Consider the following 16,828-nt stretch of genomic DNA (forward strand, 5'->3'; position numbering starts at 1 on the left):
TCGTCGGGCGCCGAACCCGACGGAGGGTTCAGCGAGCGGAGAATGAGGGGGAGTTTCGTGTGGCGGCATGACGGACGTCAGCGCGCCTGAGCACGGCAACCCGAACGTTCCTCGTCACGGTCCACACCTCCTTACCTCTCTCGCAGTCCCCATCACCTTCGCATCCGCCCCCCGCCGCTCGCAACCGAATTTCGGGCCTCGCGCATCGAGCCGATGCGCTACCCGGCCTCAGTCCGGTTTGCCGAACTGCTCGTGCCGGCCGAGGGAGCGCAGGTGGAACCATTCGCGCAGGCCCGCCGGGTCGCGGCGGGTGACGAGGAAGAACCAGGAAAAGCGAATCCACTCCTGCGGCAGCAGCTTTCGCATACCGGGCTGAGACATCAGGTAGCCGCGATTGCGGTAGGTGAAATAGCGCTTCACCGGATCGTCGGGGTATTGCGTGTGCATCCGCCCGCCGAGAATCGGCTTGAACTCGGCGGCGCCGTTGGGATGCAGATACGCCGTCTGCAGGCAGGTGCCGAACGGCAGCCCCGAGCGCACCAGCCTGCGATGCACCTCCACCTCGTCACCGCGCACGAACAGGCGCAGGTCGGGCACGCCGATCACGTCCACCGCCTGCGCGGAGATCAGCGCGCCATTGAACAGCGAGGCGATGCCGGGGAGGAAATCGTCGTCGCCGAGTTCCGAGCGCAGCCTGCGCCAGACCACGCCGCGGCGCAGCGGGAAGGCGAGACGGTCGGGCTCGTCGATATCGCAGACCACCGGTGAGACCTCGACCAAACCGTGCCGGCTCGCGCAGTCCAGCAGCGTGGACAACACGTCGGGGCCTTCGGGTCTGCCGTCGTCGTCGGCCAGCCACACCCAGTCCGCGCCGATGCTCAACGCGTGCAGCATGCCGAGCGCGAACCCGCCCGCGCCGCCGAGATTGTGCGCCGAGCCCAGGTAGGTGGACTCCACCGGTTGGTCGCGCACCAGATCGGCGACCTCGGATTCGTTGCCGTTGTCCACCACGATCAGGTGATCCACCGGCCGGGTCTGCGAGGTGACGACCTTCAGCGACTCGGCGAGCAGTTCGCGGCGCTTGTGCGTGACCACGACGGCCACGATGCGCTGCTGTGCGTTCGGCTCCGCCGCTACGGACTTCGCGGCGAGTTCGACGACATCCTCCGGCACGGAGCCGATCCGGGCCTGCGCCCCTTCGTCGATCGGGGTGTCCTGCCCGGTCGGCTCACTCATGCTGCGGCCTTTCCGGCATGAGCGGGGCGCTGCGTGGTTACGCTTCGCTGCCGCCTCCGGGCCTGACCGCTCATGCTGTGTCGGTTGTCGGCATGAGCGGGGCGCTGCGTGGTTACGCTTCGCTGCCGCCTCCGGGCCTGACCGCTCATACTGTGTCGGTTGTCGGCATGAGCGGGGCGCTGCGTGGTTACGCTTCGCTGCCGCCTCCGGGCCTGACCGCTCATGCCTGGTTCCGCTCCAATTCTCGGTCGTCCGACTTCTCGGCCCGTTCGGCTTCCATCTCGCGCAGCACGGTCGCGACGTGATTCCCCGCCTCCGGCCCCTCATAGGCTCGCACCACTTCTTCGATGCCGCCACGCAACCGGATCTGGCCGTGGTCGATCCACAGCGCCGTATCGCACAGTTGCGCAAGGAATTCGTTGGAATGGCTGGCGAAGACCAGGATGCCCGAACGCGCCACCAGCGACTGCAACCGCTTGCGGGCCTTCTTCATGAATTCCGCGTCGACCGCACCGATGCCCTCGTCGAGCAGCAGGATCTCCGGATCGATCGAAGTGACCACGCCCATCGCGAGACGCACCCGCATACCGGTGGAATAGGTGCGCAGCGGCATGGACAGGTATTCGCCGAGCTCGGTGAAATCCGCGATCTCATCGATCTTCGACAGCATCTGCTTGCGAGTCTGCCCGAGGAACAGCCCCCGGATGATGATGTTCTCGTACCCGGAGATTTCCGGATCCATGCCGACGCCGAGGTCGAACACCGGCGCCACCCGTCCGCGGATGCGCGCGCTGCCGCGCGAGGGCTCGTAGATCCCCGAAAGCAGGCGCAGCAGCGTCGATTTGCCCGCGCCGTTGTGCCCGACCAAGCCGACCCGGTCGCCCTCTTTCAGCGACAGGTTGATGTCCCGCAGGGCCTCGACCACGACGACGTCGGATTTGTTGCGTCCGATCGCGCCGCCCGCCTTGCCGAGGAACGCCTTTTTCAACGACCGCGATTTGGCGTCGAAGATCGGGAATTCGACCCAGGCCTCCTGGGTCTCGATACTCACACGACTCATCGGGGCGCTCCTATACCCAGTACGGTACGCGCGAACGGAACTGCTTCATGGCGAGGATCGCCACGATCCAGCCCAGCAGGGTGATCACGCCGACCACCACCCAGTGCCGCGGTTCCTGCGGTTCGCCGAGCAGGGGCGCCCGGACGATTTCGAGATAGTGGAACGTCGGCACGAGTTCGGCCAGCTTCGCGCGGTCGCCGTTGCCCATCTGCGATTGCAGCGTCTTGGTCGTCCACATGACCGGGGTCAGCACGAACAGCATGAGTGTTGTGCTGCCGAGAATCGGCGCGATGTCGCGGTAACGCGTGCTGAAGATGCCGAACACGATCGACACCCACATCGAATTCAGGAAGATCAGCGCGATCGCCGGAATCGCCATGAGGCTGGCCACCCCGAGATGGCGCCACACCCCGAACGCGGCGAGCATCACCAGGTAGATGACCATGTTGTGGGCGAAGAACAGCAGTTGCCGCCACACCAACCGGTAGACGTGCACGCTCAGCGCCGAGGGAAGCTGCTTGATCAGGCCCTCGTTGGCGATGAAGACCTCCGAACCCTCCAGGATGCTCGCGCTGATCACATTCCAGATGATCAGCCCGACCGTCACGTACGGCAGGTACTCGCGCAGCGGCTGGCCGAGCAGCGCCGCGTACAGCACACCCATCGCGACGGCCTGCAAGCCGGTGGCGATGGTGATCCAGAACGGCCCCAGCACCGAGCGGCGGTAGCGCTGCTTGATGTCCTGCCAGCCGAGCGACAGCCACAACTCCCGCTGGGCGAAGCCGCCTGCGAAGTCCTGGAACGCGCGCCGGAACGTCTGCGAGTCGGGCACGATCTTCGCCTCGGTGGCACCGGCGTGCAGGGTCTGCGTCTCCGGTGCGGCCGCGCTCACCGCGGCCTCCGGTGCGTCGTCGCCGGACGGACCCGTGTGCTCGCCCGATGGGGTCGGCGAGCTGTCATCTGAACGCGCTTGGTCATCGGAACCAACTGAGCTCTCTTCAGGACGCACCGCACCCGGTTCGGAGACCGAGTCGGAGCGAGCGGCAGCGGCGGGCACGGTGCACGAGACTACCCCGGCGGCTTCCCGCCCACGTGTGGCACACGCGCGTCGCCGGTCTCACAGGTACTGGCCGGAACCGCCGGTGACGTGACCGGCTTGGCCGCCGCGCGGGTCGGCGGCATTGAGTCCGGGCGGCAGCGCGCCCTGACGCATCTGCTCGAGCTGCGCGCGGGCGGCCATCTGCTGGGCGAACAGCGCGGTCTGGATGCCGTGGAACAGGCCCTCCAGCCAGCCGACCAGCTGGGCCTGCGCGATCCGCAGCTCGGCGTCGGAAGGTACGGCGTCGTCGGTGAACGGCAGGGTGAGCCGCTCGAGCTCGTCGCGCAGTTCGGGGGCCAGGCCCTGCTCCAGCTCACGCACCGAGGACGTGTGGATCTCCTTGAGGCGATTGCGGCTGGCCTCGTCCAGCGGAGCGGCGCGCACTTCCTCGAGCAGCTGCTTGATCATGGTGCCGATCCGCATGACCTTCGCGGGCTGCTCGACCATGTCGGCGAGCGACTCGCCGGCGTCGTCCCGGTCGTCCTTCTTGTCCTTGTTATCGTCGGTCACCACCTGCGCGGTGAAGGGCGCCTCCGATCCGGCAGCGGCGGGGATGGCCAACGGCCTGCCGTCGGGTCCGACAACGACGATGTGGTCCGGTGCCTCGTCCGAGTGCGTCATGGTCCCTATCATGTCGTGTTCGCTCGGAACGCGCTAAGCCGGTGCTCCGCGGGCGGGCGCACCGGGCAGGGTGCGGCGCGTGTCGCCGGTACGCACCGCCGTGCGAGCCGGCGTTCTATTCTGTTCGGGTCGTGTGGTTCGGATTTGTCGAAAGTCGGTCGCCATGCTGAGTCCCAGGTCGCTGTGCTCTCGCCACGATGTGGAGGGGAACGCGGTTACACAGGCTCGCCCGCTGCCCTTAGAGTGGCCAGCATGACTTACGACGTCGCGCGGGTTCGGGGCCTGATACCGTCCCTGGGCGACGGCTGGATCCATCTCGACCCGCAAGCGGGGATGCTGGTCCCGGACGCGGTATCCCGAGCGGTTTCCACGGGTTTTCGAACCTCTTCTTTCTCCCATATCGGCCGAACCGCCGCGGCCGTGCGCAGCGCGGCGATTCTGGACGCGGCTCGCGAAGCCGTGGCGGACCTGGTCGGCGGCGACCCGGCGGGTGTCGTGCTCGGCCCCGACCGCGCGGTGCTGCTGGCCTGGCTCGCCGAATCCCTGAGTTCCCGTCTCGGCCTCGGCACCGGCATCGTGCTCTCCCGGCTGGACGACGAGGCCAACGTCGCGCCGTGGCTGCGCATCGCCAACCGCTACGGCGCGCACGTGCGCTGGGCGGAGGTGGAGATCGAGACCTGCGAGATGCCGTCCTGGCAGTTCGAAGAGCTGATCGGACCGACGGCGCGCCTGGTCGCGCTCACCGCGGCCTCGCCCATCGTCGGCTCGGCGCCCGCGGTGCGAGTGGCCGCGGACCGGGTGCACGAGGTGGGCGGCCTGCTGGTGGCGGACGCGTTCGGCGCCGCGCCCTACGCGCTGATCGACATCGAGGAACTGAACGCCGACGTCGTCGCGCTGAGCGCCCCGGCATGGGGCGGTCCGCAGATCGGCGCGCTGGTCTTCCGCGACCCCGCGTTCCTGGACCGGATCCCGTCCATGTCGCTCAACCCCTACGCCAAGGGCGCCGAGCGGCTCGAGGTCGGCGGGCACCAGTACGCGTTGCTCGCCGGCCTGACCACCTCGATCGACTTCCTGGCCGGGCTGGACGAGCGGGCGCACGGCACCCGGCGCGAGCGGCTGGAGATGTCGATCACCTCGTTGCAGGACTACCACGACCAGCTGTTCGAGCACTTGATGAGCGTGCTCGACTCGATCCCCAGTCTCACCGTGATCGGCCGTGCGTCCACCCGCATTCCCACGGTCAGCTTCACCCTCGCTGGCATGCAGGCGGAGAAGGTCGCGGCGAAGCTCGCCGACAACCGGATCGGCACGGTGAGCGGCGTGCACGGCGGCAGCAGGCTGCTGGACGCGCTCGGCGTCAACGACGAGGGCGGCGCGGTGACCATCGGCCTCGCGCCCTACACCACCAAGTTCGAGATCGATCAGCTCGGCAGGGCGCTGCTGGCGCTGGAGTGAGCGCCGCTCACAGGTCGGCTACTCGCAGCACCACCTTGCCGAACACCTCGCCGGAATCCAGCAGCCGGTGTGCTTCGGCGGCCTCTTCGATCGGCACTTCGGCCGCGATGACGGGCGCCACCGTGCCGTCGGCGATCAACGGCCACAGCTGCTTGCGCACCTCGGCCACGATCTCGGCTTTGCTGCCCGGGCCGGTCGCGGGCCGCGCGCGCACGTTGGTCGCGTGGACCGTGCCCCATTTGCGCAGCAGCACGCCCAGGTTCAGTTCGGCGGTCACCCCGCCCTGCATGCCGATCACCACGAGGTGGCCGTGCTCGGCCAGCGCGTCGACGTTGCGTCCCAGGTAGGCCGCGCCCATGTTGTCGAGGATGACGTCCGCGCCCGAGCGCTCGGCGCGCACGGCGGCGACGAAGTCGTCCTGCTTGTAGTTGATCAGCACGTCCGCCCCGAGCTCCGCGCAGCGCGCCAGCTTCTCTGCCGATCCAGCGGTCACCGCGACGCGCGCGCCGATGGTTTTGGCGACCTGGATGGCGTGCGTGCCGATCCCGCTGCCGCCGCCGTGGATCAGCACCAGCTGACCGGCCCGCAGACCCGCCGTCATCACCAAGTTCGACCACACGGTGGCCGCCACCTCCGGCAGCCCGGCAGCGGCCCCGATATCGAGACCGTCCGGGACCGGAAGCACCTGGGTGGCGGGCACTACGACCCGCTCGGCATAGCCGCCGCCGGACAGTAGCGCGCATACGCGGTCGCCGACCGCCCAGTCGCGTACTCCGTCGCCGATTCCGGCGATCACGCCGGAGCATTCCAGGCCGAGCAGCGGGCTGGCGCCCGGCGGGGGCGGATAGAAACCCTGACGTTGCAACAGGTCGGCCCGGTTGACGCCCGCGGCGGCCACCTCGATGAGCACTTCCCCGTGTCCCGGTTTCGGTTCCGGCACCTCGGACAAGACCATGACCTCGGGACCGCCGGCACCGTTCAGATCAATCGCGCGCACCGTGCCATAGTGCTCCGCGCGGAACGACACCCGCGCGCTGGCCCCCCGAGCCGGCGTTTCCGGACCGATCCGGCAAGCGGCCTGCGGTGACCGGCGTCACGGACTACCGTTCGGTTGGTGAGTGGCGGCTTCATCGATTTCCAGAACGAGATCTACCTCGGCGGCCTGGGTGGCGTGACACCCGAATTGCCCATGACCGCAGCGGGTTTGGAGTCGCTGGCGCAGCAACGGCTGGATCCGGCCGCGTTCGCCTACGTGGCGGGCAGCGCCTCGGCGGAACGCACCGCCGCGGCAAATCGGTCCGCCTTCGACCGCTACCGCATCCTGCCTCGGATGCTGCGCGGCTCCACCGGCCCCGGCGCGCGGGACCTGTCCGTCGAGGTGCTCGGAACGAAATTGGCCGCACCCGTGCTCACCGCGCCGATCGGCGTCCTGGAACTCCTGCACGAAGACGGCGAGGTGATCGTCGCCGAGGTGACGAAGGAACTCGGCATCGGCACGGTGCTGTCCACCGCCGCTTCCTCGACCATCGAGGACGTCGGCGCGGCGGCGGGGCCGTGGTGGTACCAGCTGTACTGGCCCGCGGACGAGGAACTGGCCTGCTCTTTCGTCCGGCGCGCCGAGCGGGCCGGTGCTTCGGCGATCGTGGTCACCGTGGACACTCCGGTCCTGGGGTGGCGGCCGCGCGACCTGGAACAGGCGCACCTGCCGTTCCTGCACGGCAAGGGCATCGCCAACTATCTGTCCGATCCGGTGTTCCGTGCCAAGCTGCCCGCCGCGCCGGAGGAGAGCGAGGAGGCGATGCGCGCGGCCATCCTCACCTGGGTGGGACTGTTCGGCAATCACGCGCTACGGCTCGCCGACCTCGCGCTGCTGCGAGAATGGACCGACCTTCCGATCGCGGTGAAGGGCATCCTGCACCCTGACGACGCCCGCCAGGCGGTGGACGCGGGCGCCGACGCGGTCGTGGTGAGCAATCACGGCGGCCGCCAGGTGGACGGCTCGATCGCGGCGCTGGACGCGCTGCCCGCGGTGGTGGCCACCATCGGCGACCGCGCCGACGTGCTGTTCGACTCCGGGCTGCGCACCGGGTCCGACGTGCTGGTCGCGCTGGCTCTGGGCGCGAAGGCGGTGTTGTACGGGCGGCCGTGGGCCTACGGACTCGGCCTGGCGGGCGCCGCGGGGGTAACGCACGCGCTGCGCACGTTGCTCGCCGATTTCGACTCCGCGCTCGGGCTCGCCGGGTGCACGAACCCGGCCGCGGTGAACCGCGCACTGCTGTCCACGGTGCGCTGACCTGCGGAAGTTGCCCATTTCCGCAGTTCGCCGCGCATAGAATGACCACCGTGCATCCCGAACCGAGCGGTCGCGTCGTGGCCGAGCCGCGCTGGCTCACCCCGGCCCAGCAGCGCGCATGGCGCGCCTACATGGACGGCCATCAGCGCCTGATGACGGCACTGAATCGTCAGCTGCAACGTGACAGCGACCTGACCGTCGCCGAATACCGGATCCTCGTCCTGCTCTCCGAAGCGCCCGACCGCTCGTTGCGGATGAGCGAGCTGGCCGACGGCGTGCTGTCCTCGCGCAGCAAGCTGACCCATCAGATCCGGCGGCTGGAGGCGCAGCAGATGGTCCGCCGCAACACCTGCCTCGAAGACGGCCGCGGCGTGCTGGCCGAACTCACCGACGAGGGCCTGCGCCGCCTGCAAGCCGCCGCGCCAGGACACGTCGAGGCCGTCCGCAGCCATTTCATCGATCTACTCGCCCCGGCCCAGCTCGAGGTGATCGCCGACGTCTTCGGCCGCGTCGACGAGGAAATCGGCAAGCACTCCGGCTGAGCCGTCCGCTACGATCAGGTCCCTGGAGACGTGGCAGAGCGGCCGAATGCACTCGCCTTGAAAGCGAGCGTCGCGAGAGCGACCGGGGGTTCAAATCCCTCCGTCTCCGCTCCACTCGCTGGGTGAGCCATGCTCATGGAGCATGAGCCGGGGCTCGTTTCGCAATGTTTTGTGGGGGTGCAACCCCCGCACCCCGCCCGGCGGGCTTCGCCCCCGGACCCCCGCTTATGGTCGGGCCGCTCGCCGTTGGGCTTCCCGCTGGTGGTCGGGCCACCTGCTGGTTGTTGTACTTCCGCTGGGGTCGGTTTGCCTGCTGGTGGTTGGGCTTGCCCGCTGATGGGTGGCACTTGCCGATGGCTGGGCCTTTGGCCGGCAGTCGAGTCACTTCCGATGGCCCGGCCGCTGGTCTGCGGTGCGGTCACCTGCCGATGGCCGGGCCTTCTGTCGTCAGGACTTTCGCTGATGGGTGGGCCGAATATGGTTCGGCACCGTTCGCTTCGAATCCGCGCTGGTTACAGGGCCGCGTCGGTGCGGAAGTCCCTGCGGACGAAGTTGGGCCGGATGTCGAGGTCGGGTGGGTCGTAGTAGCGGTGGAAGGTGGGGGTGAGGCCGGAGGAGATCGGCGGGTTGATCCAGGACCAGTCGGTGGGGCAGGCGCGGCCGGCGGCCTCCTCGCGCTTGACGTGATCGCAGAACTGTTTGGCGACGGTGTGGTGGTCGACGATGGACACGCCCGCCTTGCGGAAGCTGTGCAGCACCGCGCGGTTGAGTTCGACCAGAGCCTGATCGCGCCAGAGGTTGCGCTCCGCCCGGGTGTCCAGGCACATCATCTCCGCGATCAGCGGGAGCATGTTGTAGCGGTTGGCGTCGCTGAGATTGCGCGCGCCGATCTCCGCGCCCAGATACCAGCCGTTGAACGGCGCGAACGGATACGTCATGCCGCCGACCTCGAGATTCATGTTCGACACCGCGGGCAGCGCGTGCCAGCGCAGGCCCAGACCGGCGAACCACTCGAACTCCGGGTGTTCGAGGTGCACCTCGCGTGCGAGCTCGGGCGGAATGTCGAACCAGCGTATCGGCTCGTCCGGCGCACTGATCAGCAGCGGGAGGATGTCGAAAGGCGTTCCGGCGCCACGCCACCCGAGCTCCATGGCGAGTTCGGTGAGTTCGACGTTGGCGGCGTCGCCGGTGACCGTGCCGTCCCCGTTGCGATAGCCCGCGTAGCGGATGATCTGCGGGCTGACGATGCGGAACTCGCACCCGTCCGGCTGCCGCGGCGGCCCTACGGTGATCATCGACTGGATGGCGCCGTTGTTGGTCGCCATGTGCAGGTGCTGCCAGCAGACTTCGGCCAGATCGCGCGCCGAGCGGACCCGTCGGGCGTCGAGCAGTTTCAACGAGCGCCAATGCTTGCGCCCCACGCAGCGAGCGTGGTTGCGCCAGGCGAGTCTGGCTCCGATCAGGATTTCCTCCGCGGTCTGGAGATAGGAGCCGGTTTGTTCGAGTTGCTCCAGTGCGCAGCGGCGGCGCTGCGCGCTCAGGTGCGCCAATTCGGGCAGCCGGAAGAACTCGTCACACTCCCGCATCCGGCGTTGCAGATCGGCTGAAGAAGACTTTGTATCCGTTACGTTCTCGATCGAAACGGGTGACACTGGATTCACGGTGTTCTCCGGTCGGGCATGAGTGCTGCGGTGGAACAGACGAATCGAGCGGAATACGCGCGGGAAGCGCAGCGGGCGCCGCTTTCCTCGCGGGAAATCCCCCGGCTAGATGCCACGAAATAGCTTTCATTCGAGCCCAACTCAGAAGACGCCGGGGCCGTCGCGGCTGCGAACCGGGCGGCCGGTCTGTACGGAGCGGCGAAGCTCAGTGCCGTGACCTCGACGCCAGTGGCGTTGATACGTGATCATGCCCGTCCTAGTTCGATACCCGGAAAAGGCCCGGCGCTCAGCGTACGGCGGGTGTGCTGACGGTGTGCCACGATTTGCTGGATTTGCTGGATCGCCCGGAGAAGCGGACTCGTGCCGGCGCGGTCGAGTATCGTTGGCAGGTCGTCGTTTCGGGGGTCGAGGGGTTCACTCGTGCGCAGTGTCATCGGAATGACTGTCACCGTCGTCGCCCTGCACGTCCTCGGCTGGGGGACGCTTCTGCTGTTCGTCGCGCCGAACCACTATGTGATCGACGGATCGGTCTTCGGCGTCGGCCTCGGGGTGACGGCGTACACGCTCGGCATGCGGCACGCGTTCGACGCCGACCACATCGCCGCCATCGACAACACCACGCGAAAATTGGTGGCGGAGAGCGGCAAGCGGAAGGTCCAGACGGTGGGCTTGTGGTTCGCGCTGGGCCATTCCACCGTGGTGTTCGCGCTCGTGGCGTTGCTCGCGTTCGGGGTGCGGGCGCTGGCGTCCAGCTTGGAAGACGAGGATTCGGCCCTGCAACGCTGGACCGGCCTGTGGGGCACCAGCGTCTCGGGCACGTTCCTGATCCTGATCGGTCTGCTCAATCTGGTCTCGCTGGTGGGGATCTGGCGGGTATTCCGGCAGATGCGCCGCGGCGAATTCGACGAGGCGCAGCTGGAACGGCAGCTCGACAGCCGGGGCCTGCTCAACCGGGCGCTGCGGCCGGTGCTCGGCCTCGTCCGCAGGCCGAGGCACATGTATCCGGTGGGCGTGCTGTTCGGCCTCGGTTTCGACACCGTCACCGAGGTCGGTCTGCTCGTGATCGCGGGCGGCGCGGCGGCGACCGGCCTGCCCTGGTATTCGATCCTGGTGCTGCCCGTGCTGTTCTCGGCGGGCATGGCGCTGTTCGACTCGCTGGACGGATCGTTCATGAGCTTCGCCTACGACTGGGCCTTCGCGAAACCGGTGCGCAAGATCTACTACAACCTGGTGATCACCGGCCTGTCGGTGGCGGTGGCGCTGTTGATCGGCGGGCAGGAGATCGTCTCCATCTTCGCCGAGCGGTTGGAGGTCGAATCGGGCGTCGTCGCCTGGATCGGGAACCTCGACCTGGGCGATCTCGGGTACATCATCGTCGGGCTGTTCGTGCTCACCTGGGCGATCGCCGTCGCGGTGTGGCGTTTCGCCGGAGTGGAGCGGCGCTGGCAGGACGGTCTGGCCGCACGGTGAGTTCTCGGACACGGCGACGGCCTTCCGTCGGCCCTCGATGTCTCTGGCAGGATGGGTCGCATGCTCTGTCGCCGCGGGGTGCGGCGTTGGCTTTCCAGCGCCCTGATCAGTGCCGCACTCGTCTCCGGTGTGGTGTCGTTGGGTGCTCCACAGGTCACGGCGGCGCCCGGAAACACGCCACCGGTCAACACCGGATCCGCCGACGGTCCAGGCCCGGCCGAGCCGACCAGTAAACAGCCGTCGACCCCGCGGATCGAGCGCATCGAACCGATCAACGATCGCTGGCTGCGGGTCTATGTCGCCTCGCCCGCGATGAGCCGGGTGGTCGAGGTGCAGGTGCTGTTGCCGCGCGATCAGTCGCGCCCGCGCCCCACCGTCTACATGCTCGACGGCCGCAGCGCGAGCCCCGACAGCAACAACTGGACCGAACTCGGGCACGCCGACCGCTTCTACGCCGACAAGGACGTCAACGTCGTGCTCACCGTCGGCGGGCCGGCCAGTTTCTACACCGACTGGCAGCAGCCCGACCCGGTGCTGGGCACCAACAAGTGGGAAACGTTCCTGACCAAGGAGCTGCCCCCGCTGATCGACGCGAAGTTCGACGGCAACGGCGTCAACGCGGTCATGGGCGTCTCGATGGGCGCGGAGGCCGCGATGATGCTCGCCTTCCGGCAGCCGACGCTCTACCGAGCGATCGGGGCGCACAGCGGCTGCTTCTCCATGGGCACCGACATCGGCCAGGCGCAGGCGCGGGCCGTGGTCGCCACCTACATGGGCGAGCCGGACAACATGTTCGGCAAGCAGGATGACCCGGACTGGCTGGCGCACGACGTCACCCTGCACGCGGACGCGTTGCGGGGCAAGACGATCTACCTCTCGGTCGGCAGCGGTCTGCCCGGCGTGCACGACGTGCCTGGCACGCCGAACGTCGACCTGCCCAGCGCCATCACCTTCGGCGGCCCGCTGGAGGCCGCGACCAACGCCTGCACCCGGCGGCTCACCGACCGGCTGCGGTCGCTCGGCATCCCGGTCACCGCGCACTTCCGCGCCACCGGCACGCACTCCTGGCCGTACTGGGAGGACGAACTCGCCCTCTCCTGGCCGACCATCGCGCCCGCGATCGGCGTCCGCTAACCGAGGAACCGGGCGAGCACCTCCGGCTCGGCGGCGAAGCTCAGGAACAGGTCGTTCTCGTGCGGGTCGCCGATGGTGACGCGCACGCCATCGGTCCCGTACGGCCGCACCAGCACCCCGGCCGCCGCGCTGGCCTCGCCGAACTCGGCGCTGCGCGCGCCGAGCGGCAGCCAGACGAAGTTCGCCTCACTCGGCGGCACCGGGTACCCGGCCGCCACCAGCGCGTCGCGCACCCGCTCGCGTTCGACGACCAGCAGATCCGTGCGATCCAGCAATTCGTGGCGCGCCTCCAGCGACGCGACCGCCGCCGCCTGCGCGAGCCTGCTCACGCTGAACGGGATGTGCACCTTCAGCAGCGCGGTGATCACGGCCGGATCGCCCACCGCGTAGCCCACCCGCAGCCCGGCCAGGCCGTAGGCCTTGGAGAAGGTGCGCAGCACAACCACATTGGGTCTGGTCCGGCCGATCTCGACGCCGTCGGGGTGGTCGGCCAGGCGCACGTATTCGTAGTACGCCTCGTCCAGCACCACCAGCACGTGCGACGGCACCGCGTCCAGGAACCGGATCAGCTCGGTGCGGCCGACCGCGGTACCGGTCGGGTTGTTCGGGTTGCAGACGAAGATCAACTTGGTGTGCTCGGTGACGGCGGCCGCCAGCGCGTCCAGATCGTGCACCTGACCGGCCGTGAGCGGCACCTGCACCGCGGTGGCGTTGCCCACCTTCGTCACGATCGGGTACGCCTCGAACGAGCGCCAGGCGAACAGCACCTCGTCCGACGGTGACGAGCAGGTGATCTGCACCAGTTCCTGGCACAGCGCCACACTGCCGCAACCGACCGCGACATTCTCGAAGCCGACCCCCAGGAACTCGGCCAGCGCCGTCCGCAGCTCGGTGGACTGGTTGTCCGGATACCGGTTGGCCAGTTCGGCCGCTTCGGCGATGGCTTTGGCGGCGGCGGGCAGCGGACCGACGGTCGTCTCGTTGCTGGCCAGCTTGACCGCGCCTGGATTGCTGCGGCCGGGGGTGTACGCCGGGATCGATTCGAGGTCCGGCCGGATCTGCGCTGTCACACTCCAACCCTAATCCGCGCCGGAAAAAGCCCGATCGGCGTACCGGAAATTCTCTTGGATATAGGCCCTCACGTGCAATTTCTACCGAAGATCAGCAACTCGCCCTACGCTGGTTTCATGTCGGGCACCTACGACGATATGGCCCCGCTGCGGGCGAGCGACCAGGAAGACGAGCGGCAGACCAGCGGTGGGCAGGTGCCCATCACTGTGGTGGAGCCGGAAGGAAACGCCCGCGGCGGCATCGTGCTGCTGCACGAGTCGCGCGAGTTCACCGGCGCGTTGCGCGACCTGATGAACGCGCTGGCCGGCGAGGGGTGGACCGTGGTCGCGCCCAAGCTCTTCCATCGGGCGGACGAAGACCCCGGCGTCGGAGTCTTCGGCGACGAGCTGTTCGCGGACTTCGACGCCTGCTTCGACTGGCTCACCCGGCGCGGGGTGTTCCCCGACACCATCGGCGTGCTCGGCTTCGATTCCGCCGGCACCGCCGCGTTCCTCGTCGCGACCAACCGCCCCATCGGCGCCGCGGTGAGCGTCGCGGCGCACGGCATCACCGAGCCGCTCACCGCCGAGGCCGACGCCCTCGTGCGCGCCGCCCCCAACTTGCAGGCGCCGTGGCTCGGCCTGTTCGGCGTGGACGATCCGGCCACCCCGCCCGCCCAGGTCGACGAGCTACGCGACGCGACCGCTCGCGCCGCGGTCGCCAGCCTCGTGGTCACCTACCCCGGCCTGCACCACCGAGCCGACACCTCGGAGGCGGACGACGGCGACGCGGTCGATTCGCAGACCAGAATCTTCGATTGGTTCGACAGTAACCTACGCTGACCAGCCGTTTTGTCATCTGGTCCGTAGCTGCTGTAACCTTTCTGCTCGGCGGTTCGAAAGGACCGGTGCCCTCGAAGAGAAGGCTCCAGGAGGCGTGCCAGAGCGGCCGAATGGGACTCACTGCTAATGAGTTGTCCCTTCACGGGGACCGGAGGTTCAAATCCTCTCGCCTCCGCCACGCCCGGGAAACCGGGTACAACTGAATAACACATGCGCCCGTAGCTCAACGGATAGAGCATCTGACTACGGATCAGAAGGTTGGGAGTTCGAGTCTCTCCGGGCGCACGCGAGTAGAAGGTCCCTCCGGAATCAGCGGAGGGACCTTTTCGCATCTCTGACGACACCATTGACGACAATGTCACTCGAACAGCGCGTCCATCCGGTCACCCCGTCGCGCTGCACGGTCGCCGCCTCAACGCCCATCGTGAACAACGTCGCGCACGAGTGCCGCAGATCGTGCAACCGGATCGGCCGGGCACCTGCCTTCTTCACCAGCTGAGCGAAAGCCCGATTTACGTTCCGCGGTTCGAGCGGGGTGCCGCCGACCCGGTACAGCGCCTTCTCCAGATCAATCCGTCCAGCGACCAGGTCGACATCGAACGCTGCATCAGTCTCTGCATCGCCGGTCCCCGACAGCATCGGCGCAGTGTCCAGGTACTCAGCCACCCCTGGGTACTCAGCCTTCAGCCGTGACTCGTTGCCGAGCAGTTCGGCCAGTTGCGTTCGACGCTCCGGCGTCAGCGCGAGACCAGTCATACGATCGGTTCTCCTGACGCGCTTTGACTGTGCGAGTTGCCCCGAATTTCGCCATACAGGATCAAGAGCGCCCCGGCGGCGCTTCGCGCCGCTCGCCGCGCTGCGACACGCAGCGCGGCTGATGGGGCGTCGCTCGCGGCGCGTCGAGCGCGTCGGCGACACTCGGCCGCCGGGCCGCACCCAGTTCCTGTCTGGTCGCTTTTGCATCAACCGAAGCAGTGCTGGGCACGACGAGAGCCGTACCGACTTACTCCGCAGCCGAGCACGAATCGGCCGGCACTCTGCCCGGTCCACCGGCTGTGGTCCCGCCGAGGTCCCGGATACACAACGAGGTCACCGCATCCAGCCGACAAGGCTCGCCGGTCACCAGTTCCTCACCGGCTGCGGCGGTCTGACTGATCCGAGGGCTATCACGCCCCCCAGTGGGCATCAAGAGCGCCTACGGCGTCACTGCGTGATGGCTATCGTCACTCTTGACCCCGGAGCCTCTACGCGCGATGGCAGGCCGATAAGGGGCAGGCGCAGCCAGCCCGTCTTTGGGCGCAAACCACCACACAGCAGTCCAGCCGCTGTCACCCTCGACTCGGAGCGTTCTTTATTGCATACTCCACTACATTTGATGCCCATGGGGTGTATTTAGGGCACTTATTCCATTGCGATGACCCATCGCAATAGCCCAGCGCTCGAACGCCTTCTTGATCGGCAAAAATTGCGTCAAATTCTGATGCCGCCTGACAGGCTTCGTCCACCTCCGGGTGAATAACTCGTAAAATCTTCTCATTGGCTTCGAATACGAGCGGCATTGCCTTTGACACTAGCTCTAATATGCTTGGATCTTCGGCCATGGCTCGGAGCTGCCGGCGATAGGCCTCTTTGAGTTCCGTATTGAGTTCGATCATCGCTGAAATATCCACTTTCGGATCAGTCCAACCAACCGGAACCTCGTCAACCAGTCGCGCGCCAGCACTGATTCTCACGACATCCAAAGCATAGTGAACCATGGTATTGCGCAGGTGATACAGCAGCCTATACTCCGGGCTTCTTTCAAATAATCGGTTGAATATTTTTTGAACCTTATTGTGTTCAGAACCGTTCTCGCCAAACTTTCGCACAATCTGCTTGTAATTATGCTCCTGATGAAAATAGAGCGCAGAGCACATACTCAGGACTGCGGTCCGCATCCGCACTCCAACGGCTATGATGCCGTCGGGGTTTGCAGGTGAATACTTCGATTCTTGCAGCTCCTGGACATCAGCTTGAACCGCATTCATGAAACCTTTGAAGGTCTCCTTGACATACGTGAACACGTTGACATTGAGTATGCCGTCCAGGGTGTTGTACGCCTCGCGATAGCGCAGCACATCGGCGTCTTCAAGTCGCCGCACGTGCACATACACGACCTTCGGCTCATCCGGAGGTATCCCCTCGCGGATCAGGAGTGCATAGTGGTGCGGGCTATCTACGGCCGGAAACTCCGAGGATGTCAATGATGCCTCGCTTCGGTTCGGGACTGCGAGGCTTCACCAGCACGAAGCTGCCGAAGACCTGCGCGTGAATGAAAAGCTCTGCGAGAGAGTAGTCCTCGCCATGCCGCGTTGCACTGGATTCG

15 protein-coding genes and 3 tRNA genes are annotated in these 16,828 nt (G+C 67.2%); 9 read left to right on the forward strand and 9 right to left on the reverse strand.

All coding sequences use genetic code 11. From position 1 onward, the window contains the following. Positions 1–228: 228 nt before the first annotated feature. The 4 genes from glfT1 to ACWDMM_RS10640 form a co-directional block, all read right to left on the reverse strand. Positions 229–1,236, reverse strand: a complete 1,008-nt coding sequence (gene glfT1, locus ACWDMM_RS10625) for a galactofuranosyltransferase GlfT1 (protein ID WP_323124459.1) — start codon at positions 1,234–1,236, stop codon at positions 229–231. 220 nt (positions 1,237–1,456) lie between these two features. Next, a complete protein-coding gene (gene wzt, locus ACWDMM_RS10630; RefSeq protein ID WP_195079730.1) occupies positions 1,457–2,296 on the reverse strand; it encodes a galactan export ABC transporter ATP-binding subunit Wzt/RfbE in 840 nt (279 codons plus the stop codon). Positions 2,297–2,306: 10 nt separating this feature from the next. Beyond that, positions 2,307–3,188 carry a galactan export ABC transporter permease subunit Wzm/RfbD gene (wzm, locus tag ACWDMM_RS10635; RefSeq protein WP_195079731.1) on the reverse strand — a complete coding sequence of 294 codons (882 nt, stop codon included), beginning with the start codon at positions 3,186–3,188 and terminating at the stop codon, positions 2,307–2,309. 225 nt (positions 3,189–3,413) lie between these two features. Further along, complete coding sequence (locus ACWDMM_RS10640) at positions 3,414–4,016, reverse strand: bacterial proteasome activator family protein (protein ID WP_195079732.1); 603 nt, start codon at positions 4,014–4,016, stop codon at positions 3,414–3,416. Between the two features lie 252 nt (positions 4,017–4,268). Between ACWDMM_RS10640 and ACWDMM_RS10645 the strand changes: the two genes are divergently transcribed. After that, positions 4,269–5,471, forward strand: a complete 1,203-nt coding sequence (locus tag ACWDMM_RS10645; RefSeq protein WP_195079733.1) for a cysteine desulfurase-like protein — start codon at positions 4,269–4,271, stop codon at positions 5,469–5,471. Between the two features lie 7 nt (positions 5,472–5,478). On the opposite strand, the gene ACWDMM_RS10650 is transcribed toward ACWDMM_RS10645, so the two are convergent. Further along, entirely contained in the window at positions 5,479–6,468 is a 990-nt protein-coding gene (locus ACWDMM_RS10650) for an NAD(P)H-quinone oxidoreductase (protein ID WP_195079734.1), read from the reverse strand. Between the two features lie 117 nt (positions 6,469–6,585). Between ACWDMM_RS10650 and ACWDMM_RS10655 the strand changes: the two genes are divergently transcribed. From ACWDMM_RS10655 to ACWDMM_RS10665, 3 genes are all read left to right on the forward strand, one after another. After that, positions 6,586–7,764 (forward strand): alpha-hydroxy-acid oxidizing protein, encoded by a 1,179-nt coding sequence (locus ACWDMM_RS10655; RefSeq protein ID WP_357108727.1) that lies wholly within the window; start codon positions 6,586–6,588, stop codon positions 7,762–7,764. Positions 7,765–7,805: 41 nt separating this feature from the next. Next, on the forward strand, positions 7,806–8,306 hold the full coding sequence (locus ACWDMM_RS10660) for a MarR family winged helix-turn-helix transcriptional regulator (protein WP_397069289.1): 501 nt from the start codon (positions 7,806–7,808) through the stop codon (positions 8,304–8,306). A 24-nt stretch (positions 8,307–8,330) separates the two neighbouring features. Next, positions 8,331–8,415: transfer RNA gene (locus ACWDMM_RS10665), tRNA-Ser, on the forward strand. Positions 8,416–8,818: 403 nt separating this feature from the next. Here the strand turns inward: ACWDMM_RS10665 and ACWDMM_RS10670 are convergent. Continuing rightward, the gene (locus tag ACWDMM_RS10670) at positions 8,819–9,892 is read right to left on the reverse strand and encodes a nitric oxide synthase oxygenase (protein ID WP_449937057.1); all 1,074 of its coding nucleotides are present in this window, start codon (positions 9,890–9,892) and stop codon (positions 8,819–8,821) included. 513 nt (positions 9,893–10,405) lie between these two features. On the opposite strand from ACWDMM_RS10670, the gene ACWDMM_RS10675 reads away from it, so the two are divergent. Both ACWDMM_RS10675 and ACWDMM_RS10680 read left to right on the forward strand, forming a co-directional pair. Continuing rightward, positions 10,406–11,437 carry a HoxN/HupN/NixA family nickel/cobalt transporter gene (locus tag ACWDMM_RS10675; RefSeq protein WP_449937059.1) on the forward strand — a complete coding sequence of 344 codons (1,032 nt, stop codon included), beginning with the start codon at positions 10,406–10,408 and terminating at the stop codon, positions 11,435–11,437. 60 nt (positions 11,438–11,497) lie between these two features. Next, a complete protein-coding gene (locus tag ACWDMM_RS10680) occupies positions 11,498–12,571 on the forward strand; it encodes an alpha/beta hydrolase (RefSeq protein WP_195079738.1) in 1,074 nt (357 codons plus the stop codon). Here ACWDMM_RS10680 and hisC read toward each other — a convergent pair. Next, positions 12,568–13,641, reverse strand: coding sequence for a histidinol-phosphate transaminase (gene hisC / locus ACWDMM_RS10685; protein WP_357108718.1), 1,074 nt, complete (start codon positions 13,639–13,641; stop codon positions 12,568–12,570). The genes ACWDMM_RS10680 and hisC overlap by 4 nt on opposite strands. A 117-nt stretch (positions 13,642–13,758) precedes the next feature. Here hisC and ACWDMM_RS10690 point away from each other — a divergent pair, with 117 nt between their 5' ends. The 3 genes from ACWDMM_RS10690 (at position 13,759) to ACWDMM_RS10700 (ending at position 14,748) form a co-directional block, all read left to right on the forward strand. Beyond that, on the forward strand, positions 13,759–14,463 hold the full coding sequence (locus ACWDMM_RS10690; RefSeq protein ID WP_357108714.1) for a dienelactone hydrolase family protein: 705 nt from the start codon (positions 13,759–13,761) through the stop codon (positions 14,461–14,463). Between the two features lie 88 nt (positions 14,464–14,551). Then, positions 14,552–14,641: transfer RNA gene (locus tag ACWDMM_RS10695), tRNA-Ser, on the forward strand. Between the two features lie 34 nt (positions 14,642–14,675). Next, positions 14,676–14,748 (forward strand) — tRNA-Arg (locus tag ACWDMM_RS10700). Between the two features lie 24 nt (positions 14,749–14,772). On the opposite strand, the gene ACWDMM_RS10705 is transcribed toward ACWDMM_RS10700, so the two are convergent. Both ACWDMM_RS10705 and ACWDMM_RS10710 read right to left on the reverse strand, forming a co-directional pair. After that, entirely contained in the window at positions 14,773–15,219 is a 447-nt protein-coding gene (locus ACWDMM_RS10705) for a tyrosine-type recombinase/integrase (protein WP_449937061.1), read from the reverse strand. 572 nt (positions 15,220–15,791) lie between these two features. Continuing rightward, positions 15,792–16,706, reverse strand: a complete 915-nt coding sequence (locus tag ACWDMM_RS10710) for a hypothetical protein (protein WP_357108707.1) — start codon at positions 16,704–16,706, stop codon at positions 15,792–15,794. Between the last annotated feature and the right edge of the window lie 122 nt (positions 16,707–16,828).

It is taken from the genome of Nocardia sp. NPDC003726 (genome assembly GCF_053586955.1).

What these genes read in the sequence shown, in the direction of transcription:
- ACWDMM_RS10670 (WP_449937057.1), bottom strand. Translation starts at nt 9,892, where the DNA reads ATGCGGGAGTGTGACGAGTTCTTCCGGCTGCCCGAATTGGCGCACCTG.
- ACWDMM_RS10705 (WP_449937061.1), bottom strand. Translation starts at nt 15,219, where the DNA reads ATGACTGGTCTCGCGCTGACGCCGGAGCGTCGAACGCAACTGGCCGAA.
- ACWDMM_RS10640 (WP_195079732.1), bottom strand. Translation starts at nt 4,016, where the DNA reads ATGACGCACTCGGACGAGGCACCGGACCACATCGTCGTTGTCGGACCC.
- ACWDMM_RS10660 (WP_397069289.1), top strand. Translation starts at nt 7,806, where the DNA reads ATGACCACCGTGCATCCCGAACCGAGCGGTCGCGTCGTGGCCGAGCCG.
- wzt (WP_195079730.1), bottom strand. Translation starts at nt 2,296, where the DNA reads ATGAGTCGTGTGAGTATCGAGACCCAGGAGGCCTGGGTCGAATTCCCG.
- glfT1 (WP_323124459.1), bottom strand. Translation starts at nt 1,236, where the DNA reads ATGAGTGAGCCGACCGGGCAGGACACCCCGATCGACGAAGGGGCGCAG.
- ACWDMM_RS10645 (WP_195079733.1), top strand. Translation starts at nt 4,269, where the DNA reads ATGACTTACGACGTCGCGCGGGTTCGGGGCCTGATACCGTCCCTGGGC.
- ACWDMM_RS10675 (WP_449937059.1), top strand. Translation starts at nt 10,406, where the DNA reads ATGACTGTCACCGTCGTCGCCCTGCACGTCCTCGGCTGGGGGACGCTT.
- ACWDMM_RS10690 (WP_357108714.1), top strand. Translation starts at nt 13,759, where the DNA reads ATGTCGGGCACCTACGACGATATGGCCCCGCTGCGGGCGAGCGACCAG.
- ACWDMM_RS10680 (WP_195079738.1), top strand. Translation starts at nt 11,498, where the DNA reads ATGCTCTGTCGCCGCGGGGTGCGGCGTTGGCTTTCCAGCGCCCTGATC.